This window comes from Skermania sp. ID1734 (genome assembly GCF_007489285.1).
Lineage (GTDB): Bacteria > Actinomycetota > Actinomycetes > Mycobacteriales > Mycobacteriaceae > ID1734.
In genome coordinates, this window is the sequence record NZ_VLIY01000004.1 from 114,117 (window position 1) to 129,754 (window position 15,638).

Here is a 15,638-nt window from a genome sequence, read left to right on the forward strand (position 1 = left end):
CACCGGATTCGTGTCGTTATCGGAACAGCCTGCCAAAGCCAGGGCCGCACATCCCGCCGCAGCCACGATGGCAAGTTTCTTCACGCGCTTCGTCCCCTCGTCGAAAGTTACCTACGGTCAGCAACCAACCATAGGGACGTTCGTCACATTTGGGGCTTTTGGGCGAAGGTCGGCGTGTCGTTTGTCCGGAATGCACCGCCGGAATGCCGACGAGACCGAACGAATGGCTCAAAAATCCGCGCTTGGCGCAGCCATTCGTTCGGTCTCGTCGGGTCGGTGCAGCGTTAAGGGGCGCTTAAACCTGGAACATGCCGATCGTGCCGTTCATCTGGCACAGCGACGGGTCCAACGGAGTCGCGGTCAACACCACATTGCCGGGTCCGCTGTTGATGGTCGCCCACAGCGACGCGCCTGGGCCCGGGTTGAGCGGAACAAATCCCGCCGCGAGGGTATTGGTGTTGAGCCAGCCGATGCCCATTCGGTTTGCGCCACCGGCCCACGGCACCGCCGGCTGTGCCTGAACCCGAATCTGGCCGGGTCCGACCTCCGGGCCGCTTTGCGCGGTCAGGAAGGTGAGCGTGAAGGGGAATTGCTGACCGCAGCCGAGCATCTGCACGACCTGCGGAAACGGCACGGGCGGCGCCGCCGCAGCAACGCCGGGAGCAATAAATGCCGCACCGATTACACCCAAACCGACCAACCCGCGCGCCCAACGGCGAAGGTTCATAGTGAGACTCCTCGAATTAATCCCGACGCTGATATCAAGTGGAACTGCATCACGCCGACTGATCGGCCGTCAATTGGCGTTATCGAGTCCACACCGAAAGCTGTTACCTGCGCCGCCAGGCCTGCGGATCGGCTATCAACCTGTCCACAAATTCCGGCAAATTATCGGTCGCGATGTCGGCGATGCTGACGTGTTCGAGGACGGCACGTAAATTGACGCGCACGGCAATCCATACCCGCTGGAGCGACTGCGCCGCGCCGGTATAGCTGACGTCCTCGGGCCGTTCACCGCGCACCGACGCCAGCGGCCCTTCGACCGAGCGAATGACGTCGGCCACGCTTATCTCGGCGGCCGGTCGAGCGAGCCAGTAGCCCCCTTCGGGGCCTCGCCGGCTCAACACCAATTCCGCGCGGCGCAGGTCGGCAAGAACGGCTTCGAGATACTTCTGCGGGATCGATTGAGCCGCCGAGAGAGCGTCGGCCTTAGCTGGCACACCGTCGGTGCGGGCCAGCTCCAACAGCGCCCGCACCGCGTAGTCCACGCGTGCCGTGATGTGCAGGCCGCCTCCCGGTTCACTAGCCGCGCGATGGTCACAAAAAAGCCCCCGACCTGCGCTAACAGAACAGGGGCTGGTTGCGGTGGCGGAGGGATTTGAATCCTCGCCGCCGCCCTGGTCAGCCGGTCAGAGTTGCCTTGACCTGCTAAAACATATCAGTGTCGTTCACGTTGGATACGTGTTACTCGTGCCCAAGTGTGCCCAATATGTGCCCACCGGACCAACCTTAGACGACGGACTTCGAGATCAGTTCGTAGTGGTGTAGCCGGCCGCGGAGGTAGTGGCGTTCGACGGTGCCGTCGACGAACAGGCCGGTCATCGGATAGTTGGGGTCGATGGTGAACGGACCCCAAGAGATGCGTAGCGCGTCTCCGATGTTGGGCGGGATGTCCACCACGGGGGCCAGCACGATCCGGTAGCGGCTTATCACCGCGTCTCTGGACTCGGTGAGGACTGCTTGGGTGTCGAGTGGGTGCACTTCGGCGGGCACGTTCGGGTAGGTGGTTGTGGTGGTGATCGGGTCGCCGTACTCGTCCAGCTCGCCGCCGTTGACCGTGAGTTGGATGGTGACGCGATCGTGCAGGATCACTGTGCCCTCTTCCGGTACCGGTTGAGGACGAACGTCTCGGCGAGGTTCCAGCCTTGGAATGCGCCTCGGACGCCGACCGACCCGATGGTTTGGTCGAGCTGTTCGGGGTTGGCGACGAGGCGGGCGGTGGCGGTGGTGATGACGGCGGCGAGTTCGTCGTTGGGTTCGCCGCGGGTGTCGAAGCCGTTGCCGCGGGTGTATGCCTTGACCATGACGGTGACGATCGGTGCGGCTTGCTCGGCCAGGGCGATCAGCGAGTCGTTGGTGCCCTGGCCGAGGAAGTCGGCAACCTGTTCTCCGGTGACCACTTACGGGGTCTTCGTGAGTACGGCGACAGCCTCGGGGTGCAAGAGGCCGAGGTCGTAGCGGCAGGTCACGCGGAGGCCGATCTCGTCGAACTCGGCGTAGCGCTCCGACAGCACCGTGACCGATGGCGAGGTGTCGCGAGCAACGGCGATGTTGGAGAAGTCCGCGAGGATCGCCTTACCGGCCGGGAGCTTGTTCGTGACCGTGGCCGGAATCCCGAACAGCATGGTGCCGCTGGCTTTGCTGGGGTCGGGTTCGAGTAGGTACCGCTTGGAGCTGGTGCCTTCCTTGAGCTTGCGGAGGGCGGCGAAGTCGGCACCGGACAGCAGCCACCGGTTCGGGGTGACCTCGTCGGCGTTGAGTGCGGCGATCGCGTCGAGCAGCGAGTCCGGGTCGGTGACGTCGAGCGTGCCGGTGGTGACTCCGGTCTGGTTGATCAATCCCTTGATGCTGTTGGAAGCGCCGGTGCCGGTCAGCAGGGCGGTGTCGAGTGCGTCGGCGACGTCCTTGACGAGGCGGGCCTTCAGCACGGCGTCAATGCCGATGACGGACTGGCGCACCAGCTCGCGGGTGTATCGCAGGATCACCTTCAGTGATGTGCGTTCGGTGGGCATGAGGCTTAGCTCGTCGAACGTGACGTCGGCGGTGTCGGGAATCTGGGCACCTTCGGCGACGAACGAGACGGTTGCGCCTCCGGTGAGCTTGGGGATGCGGAGTTGGCCGGCGGTGTCGAAGATGCGAGGGCCGGACGAGAGCACGACGGATGCAGCTTCCAATGGCTGCACCAGCAGGGAAGCAACTTGGTCGTTGAGAAGCTGGGGATTGGTGGCGGTGGTTTCAGCCATGAGATATGTCCTTGGGCGAGAAGGGATTAGGTGGTTCCCGTGTCGCCAGGACAGTTGAAGGGGATACCCGGCCAGCAGGCATCCCCTTCATTGTCGCACTATTTGTATCAGTCGGCTAGATCATGCCCTGGAGCGCAGAATCCCGGCCAGGTCAACCGACGCACTGCTCGGTGTTGCGCCTTGCCCGATGTCGCCCTTCGGTCGACGTGACGCCAGGTGCGGCTTGTGCTCGAGCAACTTGTCGATCGCGTCCTCGAGGTTGCCGTCCTCCAGGTGCTCTAGGTCGAACGGCAGGTCGGTGGGGTCGGCCAGTCGTCCGGTGGCTCTGACGAGTTCGACGTGGAGGCGCTGGGCGTACTCGTCGGCCTTGGCTGCACGCTGACGGTATTTGCCGTTCTCCTGGCGCAACTTCTCCACATACTCCCGAGGGAACGTCTCAGGTTCCTCAGTGCCCTCACTCTGGCTTAAGGCATCGGCGGGGTCGTTTTCGGTGGCGTCACCGGAAAGCATGTCATCGTTAACATCGTTTCCGGCCGTGGTTGCTTCGTCGCCAACCGTGGTCATTTCGCCCAAGGTTGCCATCTCAGTGGCCGGCTCGTCGGTCGAGACCTGCTCGGTACTGGTCATAAGACTGTCCTCTCTTCGTGTAACTCAGTTGTTGAATGTCATCTCTGACAACGGGTTTGGGTGTACACGTGCAGCCTTTATGTGTGGGCATCGGATGGCTGGCGGGCCAGACGCGGCCGTCGCGCCACCACCATTGGCAGAGCTGGCAGGCGTTCGCTGATTTCTGCCGTACCCATCCGCGGACGAGTTTGCTTTCACTCATCCCCTGGCTGTATGCCTTCGCTGCGGTTTCCAATGGTTCCGATCGCGCTAGCCGGGACACGATGGCATCCGGGACCGGCGAAGTCTCGGCGACGACGAGCACGGTGGACGCGGCTCTCGTCAACCGGTCGGTGTCTCCGCTCGGCAGTACGGTGCCGGTGACGGGTACGGCTTCGCCGAGCTGCACCATCAACTCCGAAGCGAGCGCAAGGTCAGCCAGCGTCACGGCTTGTGCGTTGCCTCGTGCGATCACGGCAGCGAGGTAGGCCACTGTTTCGTCACGTGATAGTTCACCGGCCAGGAATCGGCTGTAGATGGTGAGGGCCTGGCGCTCGGTGTCGTCGGCGAGCTGCACGAGGGTGTCGCGGTAACTCACGAGACGAGCTTGGTCAGGTCGACAGCTTGGGCGTCGAGTGCTTCGCCGCGGCGGGCGGCTCGTATCTCGGTGATCTCGTCCGCGGAGTATCCCAACCGGGCCAACGCCGTCGACGCCGGAATGATGCCCGCCTGGAAGAGCTTCACGGTGGCATCGGCAAGTTGTGCTTCGCTGCGGGTCGACGGGTCGGCCCACTGGACACGGCAGTCGACCTGCTGGGGGTCGGCACCGGTTGTTACCGCGGTCATCAACCGGGCGACCTGTTCCCAGCTCCTCCCGAATTGGGCCTGGCGGGCTTCGGCGCGTGCGGTGAGCGCGGCCTCCGAGGCACGGATGGAATCAGCCGAGGTTGGGTTGTCGCCACCGATCCCGAGCATGTGTTCCGGCAAACCAGACACGGCCGATATTTGGCGCATGATGATCCCGGTAGCGGCTTCGTACCCGCCGAGGTCGGAGCCGGCGAGTTGCCCGAACTTGGCGTCGGCTGCTTCCGAGATCAGCATTCTGTCGGTTTCCGGGAACGGGTTCGTGGTCACCATGTCACCGGTTTCGTTGCCGTCGTCGTCGAGTTCGGGTTCCTCGGTCAACTCCACACCGGTTGCCCAGCGGCGAGGACGGGCGCCGTACTCGGACGCGACGAGCATGTCGGTGGTCAGTTTCACCAGGGCATCGGAGAGATCGAGCACGTCGGTCATCTCCGAGCGGCCCTCGTCGAGTAACCGGGCAGTGTTGGTGAACCTCACAACAGGCGGTATGCCGAGCGGATTCGCTATGGACTCAACAACTTTGAATCCCGCGGTCGTTGCGCCAGTGTGGTTGGCCTCGTAACGGACGATCTCGTTCGGGCCGTACACAATCGCATAGGTCCGCTTGTCGTCCTCCCAGCGTTTGATCGCGGCGGTGATCGTGCGGGTACCGGGATCACAGAGGGCAGCAACCTGTTTCGCGGATTCGATGGTGACTCGCGGTCGCCCGTACTGGTCGGCCCACACGATCGCGTAACTGTTGCCCAGCACCAGCGCTTCCCGGTGGGCGATGTGGCTGGTTTGGTCGAGATCGTTGCGCAGCCAATCGCCCCAGACGTCGACGCCAGCGAAGCTGGTGACGCGGAGGCGTTCGGCGATTGAATCCACCAGCAGCCGAGGGATATTGACGCTTACCTTGCGCAGTCGTCCGCCGAGGGATGCAGCGACCTCCGGGGCGAGGAACGATAGCGGGCTGTCGCCGTTGTAGTACTGGTCGAGCTGGTAGTAGCGGGCGGCGGGTTCGTCGAGCTTCTCAAGTAGCAGGGTGAGCTGGTCGGTCATTTGAAACTCCTTGTCTTTCTTCGGGTTTTCCTGGTGGCGCGCCAGGTCGCGCGGGAGTGAGCCATCACCAGACATGCGGCGAGGTCGATTTTTCGGGCGTGCCGGGACCGGGACGCCTTGGATAAGCGCATTCCTCTGGCGTCCTCGGTGATCACTGCGGCCGCGACGTGTGCAGCCAGTCGGGGGTCACCGGAGTGCGTTAGCCGGCCGTTGGTGGCGGCGCTGTAGAGGTCGGTGGTTGCGGCGGTCAATCGGGCCGGTGAGTGCGGGAACTCGACTACGGGCAGCTTCTCGGCTTCGAGGGCCTGGAGGGTGCGGGTCCAGCGGAACGGGTCGGCGACGATCTCCACCACTCGCCAGCGGCGGCAGCAGTCTCGGATGGTCTGCTCGACTTCGGCGACGGGTACGCGGTAGCTGTCGTCATTGTTCGGGCGTTCCCATACCTGTACTACGTCGAAGTGCGGTTCGGCGGCGACAGTGCCCACCAGCAGCGCCGTCGTGTCGTCACTGAAGCTGCCATCTAGGGCGATGACGACCTCGGTACCGTCCGGGACACCGTGCCCGGTGCTTAGCGCCGTCCATGTACCCACTGGCAGGAACGCGCCATCGGTGTCGGTGACGAACTGACACAGCCGGGCACGCCGAAACGTCGCCTCCCTCGTTTTCGGTGGGAGCAACGCCGTCATCGCGTCCTCGTGCAGAAAGTCGCCCAAGGCGGGGTTCGCCAGCTCCCAGCAATGCCGGCAATCCACCGGGTGATCCTTGAATTCGTCCGCGGAGTACTCCCGCCACACCAGGGACCGATCCTCTGGATGCTCGGCGGCATACGTTCGCAGATCAGCGAGCACGTTGTTGTGTGGGTCCGGTCCTGGTGTGCCGATCGCGATCAGGGTCGACTGCTCCCGCTTGCCCTGGGCCAACGTCAGAACCTCATAGGTGTCGCGGGAGACCACACCGGCCTCGTCCACGATCGCTGTCGTGTAGTCCAGACCCTCCAGACTCTTCGGTTCGGCGGGCAGGCACACGAACGATGCACCACGCTCCGGGACCACCAGGCGCTCCTTGAACACTTGCACGCGGTCCAGCAGCTCGGGTGACAGCTCCACCATGCGGCGGGCCGTGCCGAAGACGATCCCGGCCTGGCGCTCATCACGGGCTGCCACCACAACGGAGGCACCCTCTTCGCCGAGCATCAGGTCGAACAAACCGAGAGCAGCGACCAGCGTCGATTTGCCTTGACCACGAGGCAGCATCCAACCGGCAGTCCTGGGCCGAGGATCACCGTCGAGCACGGACCCGACGAGATCGAGCTGCCAGGGCCGCAACCTCATGGCCTTGCGGGCACCGGTGCCCTTCGGGGTGTAGATGAACTTCTCGGTGAACTTGCCGAACCGAGCAGAGCCGGTCACCCGCGGCCGGAACGGCAACGGGCTGGGGTCGACAGCAGCCTTTGGACCGGCCTTCATCTACTACGCCTTGTAGTGTGTAACGCTCTTTGCGCCTTGACCAGGGGCGAACTTTGTGCCTTGCCGGGGGTTCCTCCCCTGGTTGCGCCGTCTTTGCGGCCGTTGCAGGTGAGGCAGAGCACCTGGAGGTTGGTGGTTTCGTATGCGAGGTCGGGTCGGAGGGCGGCGGGGATGATGTGGTCGACACTGAGGCGGTCGGTGCTTCCGCATGTGGTGCACCAGGGCTGCATTTTGCGGAGGCGGCGGGAGAGCTTGGCCCAGCGGTGAGGGTTCCAGTGGGTGTGGTTTTTGTCGCGGGGCCTGGTGTCGGTGGGTTGGCAGTCTGGGCAGTAGGTGCTGGGTCCGGGTTCACCGCAGCGGATGCACGGCTTCACAGTTGAGCCGCCGCGGTGACGAGTTCGAGCGCGATCGACTTATGCAGGTTGCACAGCGGCTGGTCGTGTCGACTCCATGCTTCATCGTTGGCGTGCTGGTACTGGCCGGGCGTGAGGTTGAACTTTGCTTGGACGAGGGTCGCTCGCTTTGCTTCGAGGTCTGCGAACTGGGATTCCCATTCGAGCCGGTTGCTTGTCATTGCTGTGCTTCTCCTTCGAGGGTGTCGTGGATTCGGTCGGCCAGGTGGCGGGCTTCGCCTTCGGTGAGCTGGAGGACCAGTGAGCCGAAGAGGATTTGGAGGCGGCGTTGGTTGGGGTTCCAGCGCAATGTCCAATCGACGCGGCGTGACGCCAACCTCACGCTTGGTCTCGCTTGCGTTTGAGGGTGTCGCGGATGTTCTCGTACTCGTCGGCGTCGAGTTGGGCGAGCTGGTTCAGCGATTGGTGCAGTGTGTCGAGGTCGTCGACCGACAGCCGGATCCTGTAGTTGGAGCCAAAGGTGTCGGTGAAGGTCATAACCGGGAGCAACTGGTCGGTGTCGAGCAGCACGAGGGTGAGGGCGACGTTGCCTGTGCTGGCTGTGGTTATGACGTTGGTGTCGGGTAGGTCTTGGATCACTTCGTCTCCCGCTTTGTGTGGCGGCTGGTGTCGCGGAAGGTGTCGAGCAGTTGGTGGAGTTGTTCGATCTGTTCTGGGGCGAAGTTGCGGGATCGGCCGGCGAGGTTGCGGAGCCGGGAGCCGAGGTTGATGCGCGCCATTCTGAGCGCGGTGTCGTAGTCGGTGTGGTGGGTCATGCGTTTCTCCTCGGTGATTGGGTATGCGACGCGTGCGTCGGATTTGCTGGTCATGCGGTGGCTAGGCGAGCGCAGTCGAAGTGCATGTCGTAGCCGTCTGGTACGGAGGCGTATCCGCAGTGTTTGCAGAGCTTCTGGGCACTTACCCGTCCGAAGGTGTCCGATCCCGTCCGGATGGGTGTTGACCTGCGGTTTTGTTCGGACACCTTGAAATTCTCGGACGCCTTGAAGGTGTCCGACTTTTTGAAGGCGTCCGACCGTTCTTGCTGGTCAGAGCCATTTCGGACGCCTTCGGCACCTTCGGACGTGTTAGTGGCCGGAAGGTAGCGTTCGAAGGCGTCTTGGAAGTCGTCGCGGCGGTATCCGCGCACCTTCTTGTAGCTGTCCTGGAAGCCGGTTTTCACGCCGTACTCGCGGAGTCGGCGACCGAGCTTCGAGGGTGTCAGATCGAATTGTTTCCACGGCGATTCTTCGAGCTGGTGCAGTTCGTTGCACAGTGCGTCGGACTTGAGGAATGAGACGTGCATTTTGTCGAAGACGTGCTTGATATCGGTCAGCAGTTTGATGTTGGTGGAGGATGCGTCTTCGTCTTCGTCGGCTTCGGCGACCATCGCGGCGGCGGCGGCTCGGGCGAGTGCCGGCCATTCGCCTCCTGCTTGGTCGGCGACTGCGATGAGTGGTTCCCAGACGTCAGCGGCGCGGTCTTCGACGCCGAGGTTTTGTGGTTCATAGCCGGTGAGTTGGTCGAGGATGGTCTCGGCCCAGTCGGTCAGCCGGTTGTTGAGTTCTTCGAGCACCGGGCGGTCGCGCCTGGTGCGGTACGGCTGCACTACTTCCGATGGCTTGCGGCGGCGCATGACGATGACGACGGCGCGGTCTTCGATGGTGTCGGGCATGCGGCCGATGCCAGCCAGTGCGGCCATTGCGAAGGTCGAGAACTCGGCGGGCGTGTGCATCGGCCCTACGGTGCGACCGAAGGGCAGTCCGCGTTGAAATCCGGCGTTGAGAAGTCCGCGTAGGTCTTCGTTCTGCTCGGCGACCTTCTTCGACCCGAAGATCGTGTCGCATTCGTCGAACAGCAGGGTCGGGGGCGGGTCTTCGTCGAGGCTGCGGAAGATGAATGCGACGGTCGCGTTTACGGCTCTGAGCGGGCTGTGCACGAGCGGGTCGACAACCTCGAGGAGCCGCGACTTGCCGGAGCGTTTTTCTGCCGATCGGATGACGAGTCGCGGAGCGTATTCGAATGCGCTTGTGCAGTGTGTTGCGGCGACCCACAGCACCACGGCGACGAGGGCGTGCGGGCTGTGAAGGATGCAGTAGCGGGCGATCGTTTCGCGTATGTCGGTGAGAAGCTGCGCGCCATCCTCGGGACTGGCGAGTGCAGCGCTGTAGTCGATTTCATCGCTCATGCGGTTCTCCGTGCCGCAGACGTCATTGTCTGCTCGATTTCGCGTGCGGTTAGTCCGATCCCGGCCGCGGCTGTGACCAGTTCGTGCAGCAGCCGAGGGTCGCCACCTTCGGCGTGGGCGCGGCAAGCGGCCCAGAAGAGGGCGTGATTTCGGCTTCCTGGCTGTGCTTGTTCGACGTAGCGAACCAGCGCTTCACCGTTGCTGCGGAGCGGTGTCCTGGTGCTCGGCCGGGCCGTGATGGTTGCGGGTGCGACGCGGCCGCGTAGGTGTGCTGGGAGCCGGGCTATTGGTGTCTTGTTGAGCCAGACGTAGCGGTTGCCGCTCGGGTGGATACTCGGCGGTGCGACGAGGTAGCCGGTTCGGCTTTTTATGTCGATCCCAGATGCGTTTGCCAGCTTGCCGCGGGCTTTGCCGGAATACCGGAACCAGAGGTGCCAGCCTCCTCCCCCGGTGGCGGCGGTCCACGTCGGGGGGAGCTGGCCGAGCTGGTCGAGGCTGCCATTGGCGCGTGGGTCGACGTCGAGCACGATCGTGCCCTCGGTCGGTCGGATGCCGATATTGAAGTTCGGATTACGGGACCACCATTCGCCGATCTGCTCGATATCCGTGGTCGCGTCGAGTAGGCCATGCTCGGTAGCCGGAGCCTTACCTCGTGGAGTGAGTGGGAAGATCTCGAAACCGGCACGCGCGTAGGCGGCAGCGTGATCGGCGAAGGTCACCGTTCCGCCTCTCGGGAGATGATTCTTTCGATCGCTTCGCGGGCCTCGGCTGCGGTCGCGTACCGGTCGGCGTGCGATTCCCAGCCACCACCGACCCGCTGTGAGACCCGGAAGCCGTTGCGGGCGTTGCCGATTACGCGGAAGTCACTACGGGAGAAGACCATCAGGCGCTCACTTGGTCTGTGCGGGTGACGGTGCGTTCAGCGAGCCATGCGTCGATGTCTTCCCACCGGTACCGCACATGCTTGCCCGTCTTGATGAACTTGGGGCCGTTGCCGAGGTAGCGCTCCTGGGCGAGGTATTGCTCGGTCACTCCGCGATAGGCGGCGTGCTCCTTCGGCGTCGCCAAGGGCCTGCGGTCGGTCATTGTTGCTCCCGTCAACTTGTCCACAATTCCCAACCATGCGGTTGGCTCTTGTTTAGTTGTAGCTCAAGTCTTGGATGGTTGCAAGATCAAACCTATGATTCGGATCATGGCAACAAGAAAGGTCGAAACCGACGCGACCGGAGAAGCGGTTCGGGCGAACATCAAGCGACTCCGCAAGGATCGGTGGACTCTGCGGGAGCTGTCGGAACGAATGGAGCGGGTCGGCCGGCCGATGAGTCACACATCTCTGAGTCAGATCGAAACTGGCGCAAGGCGCGCCGACGTCGATGATCTGATGGCGCTGGCTGTAGCGCTCGACGTCTCTCCCACAACACTTCTGATGCCTGTTGCGGAGAGCGCAGATGCGGAGGTTTCCGCTACTGGCGTCGGTACGGTCCAGGCCGGGGCGCTGTGGAAATGGCTCCTCGTTGAACTTCCGCTGAGCGAATCCACGTTTACGCGGGCGGGCAAAGTGTTCGACTGGCAGGTACGTGCCCGACAGCGCTGGGCGTTCCCGTTCCAGATCGGGAGTCCGAAGGAAATGACGCTACGCGAGATCCTGTCCATTGCGCTGAATATGACCCCTGATTCCGGCGAAAATACTGGAGCCGCCGACAAACCGAAGCCGATACCGAAGAAGCGGAGAACAGCGGCGGAGCGGCCCAATGGCGACCGTTGAGCCTTACGAAACGTCCAGCGGCCGAAGGTATCTCGTCCGCTACCGCACTCCCGACAGGAAGCAGACCAAGAAGCGCGGCTTCAAGACGAAACGTGACGCCGAGGCATTCGCAGCAACCGTTGAAGTCGAGAAGATGACCGGCTCCTACGTGCAGCCGAAGCTCGGAATGATAACGATCGGCGAACTTGCTCCGGACTGGTTGGCTCGCAAGGAAATTGACGTAGCAGCATCGAATTACCGGACGCTCGAATCAGCCTGGCGGATACACGTGCAACCTCGCTGGGGAAGCAAGCGCCTTACGGATATTGACCTAGCGGCGGTCGAGCGGTGGATCGGCGACATGGGCCGGGCCGGGTCCGGCGCGACGACAGTCATTCGGGCCTATGGAGTGCTGGCGGGCATCTTGGATGACGCCGTGAAGGCTCGTCGGTTGCGATCGAATCCGGCGAGGGGTGTCGAGAACCTTCCGCGGAAGAGCTCGAAACGGCATGTCTACCTGTCTGCTGACGATGTTGAGCGCCTGGCCGAGGAATCCGGCCAGCATCGGTGCCTGGTGCTTGTCCTGGCCTATTGCGGGGTCCGTTGGGGCGAAGCTGTGGCGCTGCGGGTGCGAGATGTCGAGTTCTTACGGAAGCGGCTCACGGTAGCCGACAACGCTGTCCAGCTCGGCGTAGATCACGCGGTAGGGGAAACGAAGAGTAGGCAGGTGCGGTCAGTGCCAGTGCCCGATTTCGTCCTCCAAGAGCTGTCCGTGCAGTGCAGCGGCCGGGACCGTGACGAGCTGGTGTTCGGCGACGGGTCGAAGTACTTGCCGCGGCCAAAGTCGGATGGCGGATGGTTCGCTGGGGCGGTGAAGCGGGCCAGGGTTCAGAAGATTACTCCGCACGATCTTCGGCACACGTGCGCTTCCCTGGCGGTGAGCGCTGGGGTGAATGTGCTCGCTCTGGCGCGGATGCTCGGGCATACCGACCCGGCCGTGACTCTGCGGGTCTACGCCGACCTGTTCGACTCCGATTTGGACCGTGCGGCGGCGGCGATGGACTCGGCTTATGCGCCTGGTTCACGGGCGAGTGTGCCCAAAGTGTGCCCGTAGAAGCCGGTGTGAGGGCAAAAGATAACTCCCCACCTGGGAAAATAAGCGGGGAGTTGTGGCGGTGGCGGAGGGATTTGAACCCTCGGACGGGGGTTACCCGTCACACGCTTTCGAGGCGTGCTCCTTAGGCCGCTCGGACACGCCACCGCCGCAGACTCTACCGGATCCGACAGCCTGCGTTAAATCGTCCTAGCTGCCGCTACCGGTGATCTTGTCCTTGACGTCGCTTACCACGTCCTTGATGCGGTCAACCGCTTCCGTAGCCGCATCCTTGGCCGAGCTGGCGAGGTCTTCGGCCTTCGACACGACATCGCTCACTGCGTCCTTCGCGTCATCTGCAATACCCATGGGGTTCTTCTCCTAGATTGACTCGTCCGGCGTGCTCGCTGGGTTAGCTGAAATCTTGACACCCGCGCGATAACACGGCGTGAAATCGAACGCGTTCTCGGTTGCTATTTCTGCGCGGCGAAGAAGTCTTGCAGCAACTGCGCGCATTCGGTCGCCAAAATTCCGCCGCGCACCTGCGGGCGGTGATTCAGTCGCCGGTCCCGCACCACGTCCCACAGTGAGCCGGCAGCACCTGTCTTCGGTTCCCACGCGCCAAAGATCAGCCGCGAAACGCGGGCCAGCACCAATGCGCCAGCGCACATCGTGCAGGGCTCCACAGTCACTGCCAGCGTCACACCCTCGAGATGCCAGCCGTCCCTGACCACCGCAGCAGCCTGGCGTAGTGCCAAAATCTCGGCATGTGCGGTGGGATCGCCGTTGGCCTCCCGGGCGTTGACGGCGCGGGCAAGCTCGGTTCCGTCCGCCGCGAACGCGACGGCGCCCACCGGAACATCGCGTGGACCGGCAGTGCGAGCGACCGCGAGCGCGGCCCGAATCATCTGCTCGTCGGTCACCTGGGCAGCTTGTCGAGCACCGCGCCGAACTCGTTGGCGAAGCCGAGCCGCTGCGCGATCATCCCGAGTTGCTCGTCCGGATACAGGTCGGTTTCGGCGACGATCACACTCATTACCGGTTCCGGAAGTCCGAGGTCGGCGAGCACTCCGAGGTCCCCCTCTTCCCATGGCTCGACATCATCGAGCTCGTCCGGGTCGATATCGGGGATGTCGACGTTGAGTTTTTCCAGTACCTCGGCGGCAATGTCGTAGTCGATGGCGGCGGTGGCGTCGGAAATCAGCAAGCGTGTTCCCGATGGCGCTGGCCGCACCACCACAAAGAACTCATCATCGACGTCGAGGAGCCCGAAGACCGCACCTGAGCTGCGGAGTTCACGTAACTGTGTTTCGGCGGACCGTAGGTTGGTCAAAGCGTTCGCGGCCAGCGGCGTGCACCGCCATTTGCCGTCCTCTCGAATGCAGGCGACGGCAAAACCTTCCAGATCGTCGTCTTCGAACGATCCGGTGCTGCGGTAGTTCGCTCCGCTCGCGCTGTTCTTGCTTGAGCGCTGTGCTGCCATGGCCGCAACGGTAGTCCGAAGAGGGGGAATTGTTGAAGTCGTGTGCCAGTCTGTTTCCATGAGCGCTGGCGTCGACCCTCCCGTGTGCGTCCTCGGCCTCGGTCTGATCGGTGGGTCGGTGCTGCGCGCGGCCGTTGCGGCTGGTCGGACCGCCTTCGGCTACAACCGGTCCGACGGGGCGGTGCGGGCCGCCAGGGGTGACGGGTTCGACGCCTCGACGGATCTCGCGGCCGTGCTCGACCGGGCTGCTGCGGCCTCCGCACTCATCGTCATCGCCGTGCCGATGCCGGCCGTCGACGCGGTGCTCGCGGCCATTGCCGAGCACGCACCCGACTGTCCCCTGACCGATGTGGTGAGCGTCAAGGGTGCGATCACGGCGGCCGTGCAAGCGCACGACCTGTCTCGTCGATTTGTCGGTGGGCATCCGATGGCGGGAACGGCGGAGTCCGGCTGGGAGGCGTCGTTCGCGGAGCTCTTCGCCGACGCCGCTTGGGTAGTGGAAACACACCCCGGGGTCGACCCCGAGGTCTGGACACAGGTGGCTCGGTTGGCCGTTCTCTGTGGCGCGGTTGTGGTGCCGGCGCAAGCACGCGAGCACGACCTGGCGGTGGCCCGCGTCTCGCACTTGCCGCACGTGCTCGCGGAAGCGCTGGCGAGCGCCGGGGCCAACGGCGGGGACCTGGCGCTCGGTCTGGCGGCAGGCTCGTTCCGGGACGGCACCCGGGTTGCCGGCAGTGCTCCGGAACTCGTCCGGGCCATGTGCGAGGCCAATTCGACCGCGCTCGTGCATGCGCTTGATGAGACGCTCGACGCCTTGACGCAGGCACGTTCTGCACTTGCCGATCGCTCTTCGGTAGCGGATCTCGTCACGGCCGGCCATCAAGCGCGGCAACGCTATGAGCGTTTCGAACGGTGGGATATTTCCGGGATCACCCCGGGCAGCCCCGACTGGGTGAACCGCATGCTGGCCGCCGGTCGTTCCGGAGGCGTGCTGCGCAAGATCTGATTTAGATCCGCTCAGCCAGGCCGGGGTAGTCGAGGACGAAACCGTCGGCGTCGACGGTCACCGACGAGCTGGAAACCGGCGAGAGCACATGGATGCCGTCACCGCCGCTGCTGTAGGTGAGACTGGCTTCCTGCACGCTCAGGTCCGGCAGGTTCACGTACACGACCGGCACCTGCATGTCCTCGGCATCGTGGTGCAGCGAGTAGCGGCGGATCGGCAACGCATTGAAGAACGGGCTGAGTACGACGTCGACGTCGAGCGCTCCGGCAAACGTCGAGCGCAGATGTGTCGACGGGCTCTCCACCATCCAATAGCCCTCGCCGTTGCGGCTGATCGAGATGTGCCGCTCCCCCGACGCGACCAGTGTCTGCAGCGACAGGCGGCGAGTGACGCCGGCCTCGTCGGTGATCAGGTCGTAAGACGCGCTGAACGCTGGGTGCTCCGGGCATTCGCCGCCAATGATGCGACCGACCGCTTTGATCCGATTTCCGTTGAGCTGTACCCGCACTGACTCCATACGGGGAGCATTGTGGGCCCGCCAGGTGAGAACCGCGGGCCAGGAACGGGCGGATCCGGCCGCGGGCTGCACGGCCCCGGAGGCTGGGGTGGTCACCTAACTACGGTAATTGACGCCACGAGGTGCGAAGCACGGGGGCGACGCGCGTCGTTGAACCGAACCTGTCGGCAGGCTCGAGTAACGTTTCGGGCGAGCAATGTTGGTTCCAGCGACAGCGA

General features: G+C 63.7%; 25 protein-coding genes and 1 tRNA gene. 3 read left to right on the forward strand and 23 right to left on the reverse strand.

The window, feature by feature from the left end; genetic code table 11:
• Window positions 1-295: 295 nt before the first annotated feature.
• The 18 genes from FOS14_RS06410 to FOS14_RS06485 all read right to left on the reverse strand — a co-directional run bounded on the left by FOS14_RS06410 (window position 296) and on the right by FOS14_RS06485 (window position 10,663).
• Window positions 296-727 (reverse strand): hypothetical protein, encoded by a 432-nt coding sequence (locus FOS14_RS06410; RefSeq protein ID WP_143769454.1) that lies wholly within the window; start codon window positions 725-727, stop codon window positions 296-298.
• Window positions 728-830: 103 nt separating this feature from the next.
• Window positions 831-1,286 (reverse strand): Rrf2 family transcriptional regulator, encoded by a 456-nt coding sequence (locus FOS14_RS06415; protein WP_143769455.1) that lies wholly within the window; start codon window positions 1,284-1,286, stop codon window positions 831-833.
• A 223-nt stretch (window positions 1,287-1,509) separates the two neighbouring features.
• The gene (locus FOS14_RS06420) at window positions 1,510-1,872 is read right to left on the reverse strand and encodes a hypothetical protein (RefSeq protein WP_143769456.1); all 363 of its coding nucleotides are present in this window, start codon (window positions 1,870-1,872) and stop codon (window positions 1,510-1,512) included.
• Window positions 1,869-2,180 (reverse strand): hypothetical protein, encoded by a 312-nt coding sequence (locus FOS14_RS06425; protein WP_143769457.1) that lies wholly within the window; start codon window positions 2,178-2,180, stop codon window positions 1,869-1,871. Before FOS14_RS06425 ends, FOS14_RS06420 begins: the two co-directional genes overlap by 4 nt.
• Window positions 2,181-3,023 (reverse strand): phage major capsid protein, encoded by an 843-nt coding sequence (locus FOS14_RS06430; protein WP_143769458.1) that lies wholly within the window; start codon window positions 3,021-3,023, stop codon window positions 2,181-2,183. It lies immediately after the preceding gene.
• A gap of 120 nt (window positions 3,024-3,143) precedes the next feature.
• Complete coding sequence (locus FOS14_RS06435; RefSeq protein ID WP_370512187.1) at window positions 3,144-3,587, reverse strand: hypothetical protein; 444 nt, start codon at window positions 3,585-3,587, stop codon at window positions 3,144-3,146.
• Between the two features lie 19 nt (window positions 3,588-3,606).
• Window positions 3,607-4,227: a hypothetical protein gene (locus FOS14_RS06440; RefSeq protein WP_143769459.1), complete on the reverse strand. Its 621-nt coding sequence runs from the start codon at window positions 4,225-4,227 to the stop codon at window positions 3,607-3,609.
• Window positions 4,224-5,534, reverse strand: a complete 1,311-nt coding sequence (locus FOS14_RS06445; RefSeq protein WP_143769460.1) for a phage portal protein — start codon at window positions 5,532-5,534, stop codon at window positions 4,224-4,226. The genes FOS14_RS06440 and FOS14_RS06445 overlap by 4 nt, the downstream gene beginning before the upstream one ends.
• Entirely contained in the window at window positions 5,531-7,000 is a 1,470-nt protein-coding gene (locus FOS14_RS06450) for a terminase large subunit domain-containing protein (protein ID WP_143769461.1), read from the reverse strand. The genes FOS14_RS06445 and FOS14_RS06450 overlap by 4 nt, the downstream gene beginning before the upstream one ends.
• The gene (locus FOS14_RS25440) at window positions 6,997-7,230 is read right to left on the reverse strand and encodes an HNH endonuclease (protein WP_143769462.1); all 234 of its coding nucleotides are present in this window, start codon (window positions 7,228-7,230) and stop codon (window positions 6,997-6,999) included. The genes FOS14_RS06450 and FOS14_RS25440 overlap by 4 nt, the downstream gene beginning before the upstream one ends.
• A gap of 140 nt (window positions 7,231-7,370) precedes the next feature.
• A complete protein-coding gene (locus tag FOS14_RS06460; RefSeq protein WP_143769463.1) occupies window positions 7,371-7,574 on the reverse strand; it encodes a hypothetical protein in 204 nt (67 codons plus the stop codon).
• On the reverse strand, window positions 7,571-7,735 hold the full coding sequence (locus FOS14_RS24640; RefSeq protein ID WP_185981644.1) for a hypothetical protein: 165 nt from the start codon (window positions 7,733-7,735) through the stop codon (window positions 7,571-7,573). The genes FOS14_RS06460 and FOS14_RS24640 overlap by 4 nt, the downstream gene beginning before the upstream one ends.
• Entirely contained in the window at window positions 7,732-7,992 is a 261-nt protein-coding gene (locus FOS14_RS06465; protein ID WP_143769464.1) for a hypothetical protein, read from the reverse strand. Before FOS14_RS06465 ends, FOS14_RS24640 begins: the two co-directional genes overlap by 4 nt.
• Window positions 7,989-8,168 (reverse strand): hypothetical protein, encoded by a 180-nt coding sequence (locus FOS14_RS06470; protein WP_143769465.1) that lies wholly within the window; start codon window positions 8,166-8,168, stop codon window positions 7,989-7,991. The genes FOS14_RS06465 and FOS14_RS06470 overlap by 4 nt, the downstream gene beginning before the upstream one ends.
• 50 nt (window positions 8,169-8,218) lie before the next feature.
• Window positions 8,219-9,577, reverse strand: a complete 1,359-nt coding sequence (locus FOS14_RS06475) for a DUF3631 domain-containing protein (RefSeq protein ID WP_143769466.1) — start codon at window positions 9,575-9,577, stop codon at window positions 8,219-8,221.
• Window positions 9,574-10,296: a bifunctional DNA primase/polymerase gene (locus FOS14_RS06480; protein ID WP_143769467.1), complete on the reverse strand. Its 723-nt coding sequence runs from the start codon at window positions 10,294-10,296 to the stop codon at window positions 9,574-9,576. Before FOS14_RS06480 ends, FOS14_RS06475 begins: the two co-directional genes overlap by 4 nt.
• Window positions 10,293-10,460 (reverse strand): hypothetical protein, encoded by a 168-nt coding sequence (locus tag FOS14_RS24645; protein WP_185981645.1) that lies wholly within the window; start codon window positions 10,458-10,460, stop codon window positions 10,293-10,295. Before FOS14_RS24645 ends, FOS14_RS06480 begins: the two co-directional genes overlap by 4 nt.
• Window positions 10,460-10,663 carry an AlpA family transcriptional regulator gene (locus FOS14_RS06485; protein ID WP_143769468.1) on the reverse strand — a complete coding sequence of 68 codons (204 nt, stop codon included), beginning with the start codon at window positions 10,661-10,663 and terminating at the stop codon, window positions 10,460-10,462. Before FOS14_RS06485 ends, FOS14_RS24645 begins: the two co-directional genes overlap by 1 nt.
• Before the next feature lie 106 nt (window positions 10,664-10,769).
• On the opposite strand from FOS14_RS06485, the gene FOS14_RS06490 reads away from it, so the two are divergent.
• Window positions 10,770-11,342, forward strand: a complete 573-nt coding sequence (locus tag FOS14_RS06490; protein WP_143769469.1) for a helix-turn-helix domain-containing protein — start codon at window positions 10,770-10,772, stop codon at window positions 11,340-11,342.
• Window positions 11,329-12,435, forward strand: a complete 1,107-nt coding sequence (locus FOS14_RS06495) for a tyrosine-type recombinase/integrase (RefSeq protein WP_143769470.1) — start codon at window positions 11,329-11,331, stop codon at window positions 12,433-12,435. The genes FOS14_RS06490 and FOS14_RS06495 overlap by 14 nt, the downstream gene beginning before the upstream one ends.
• Window positions 12,436-12,491: 56 nt before the next feature.
• Here the strand turns inward: FOS14_RS06495 and FOS14_RS06500 are convergent.
• From FOS14_RS06500 to FOS14_RS06510, 4 genes are all read right to left on the reverse strand, one after another.
• A tRNA-Ser gene (locus tag FOS14_RS06500) sits at window positions 12,492-12,582 on the reverse strand.
• 42 nt (window positions 12,583-12,624) lie between these two features.
• Entirely contained in the window at window positions 12,625-12,783 is a 159-nt protein-coding gene (locus FOS14_RS24650) for a hypothetical protein (RefSeq protein ID WP_185981646.1), read from the reverse strand.
• Window positions 12,784-12,887: 104 nt separating this feature from the next.
• Entirely contained in the window at window positions 12,888-13,322 is a 435-nt protein-coding gene (locus FOS14_RS06505) for a nucleoside deaminase (protein ID WP_143769629.1), read from the reverse strand.
• A gap of 11 nt (window positions 13,323-13,333) precedes the next feature.
• Window positions 13,334-13,897 carry a tRNA adenosine deaminase-associated protein gene (locus tag FOS14_RS06510; RefSeq protein WP_143769471.1) on the reverse strand — a complete coding sequence of 188 codons (564 nt, stop codon included), beginning with the start codon at window positions 13,895-13,897 and terminating at the stop codon, window positions 13,334-13,336.
• Window positions 13,898-13,955: 58 nt separating this feature from the next.
• Here FOS14_RS06510 and FOS14_RS06515 point away from each other — a divergent pair, with 58 nt between their 5' ends.
• Window positions 13,956-14,903, forward strand: a complete 948-nt coding sequence (locus tag FOS14_RS06515) for a prephenate dehydrogenase (protein ID WP_143769472.1) — start codon at window positions 13,956-13,958, stop codon at window positions 14,901-14,903.
• A 1-nt stretch (window position 14,904) separates the two neighbouring features.
• On the opposite strand, the gene FOS14_RS06520 is transcribed toward FOS14_RS06515, so the two are convergent.
• Entirely contained in the window at window positions 14,905-15,516 is a 612-nt protein-coding gene (locus FOS14_RS06520) for a putative glycolipid-binding domain-containing protein (protein WP_143769473.1), read from the reverse strand.
• Window positions 15,517-15,638 lie beyond the last annotated feature (122 nt).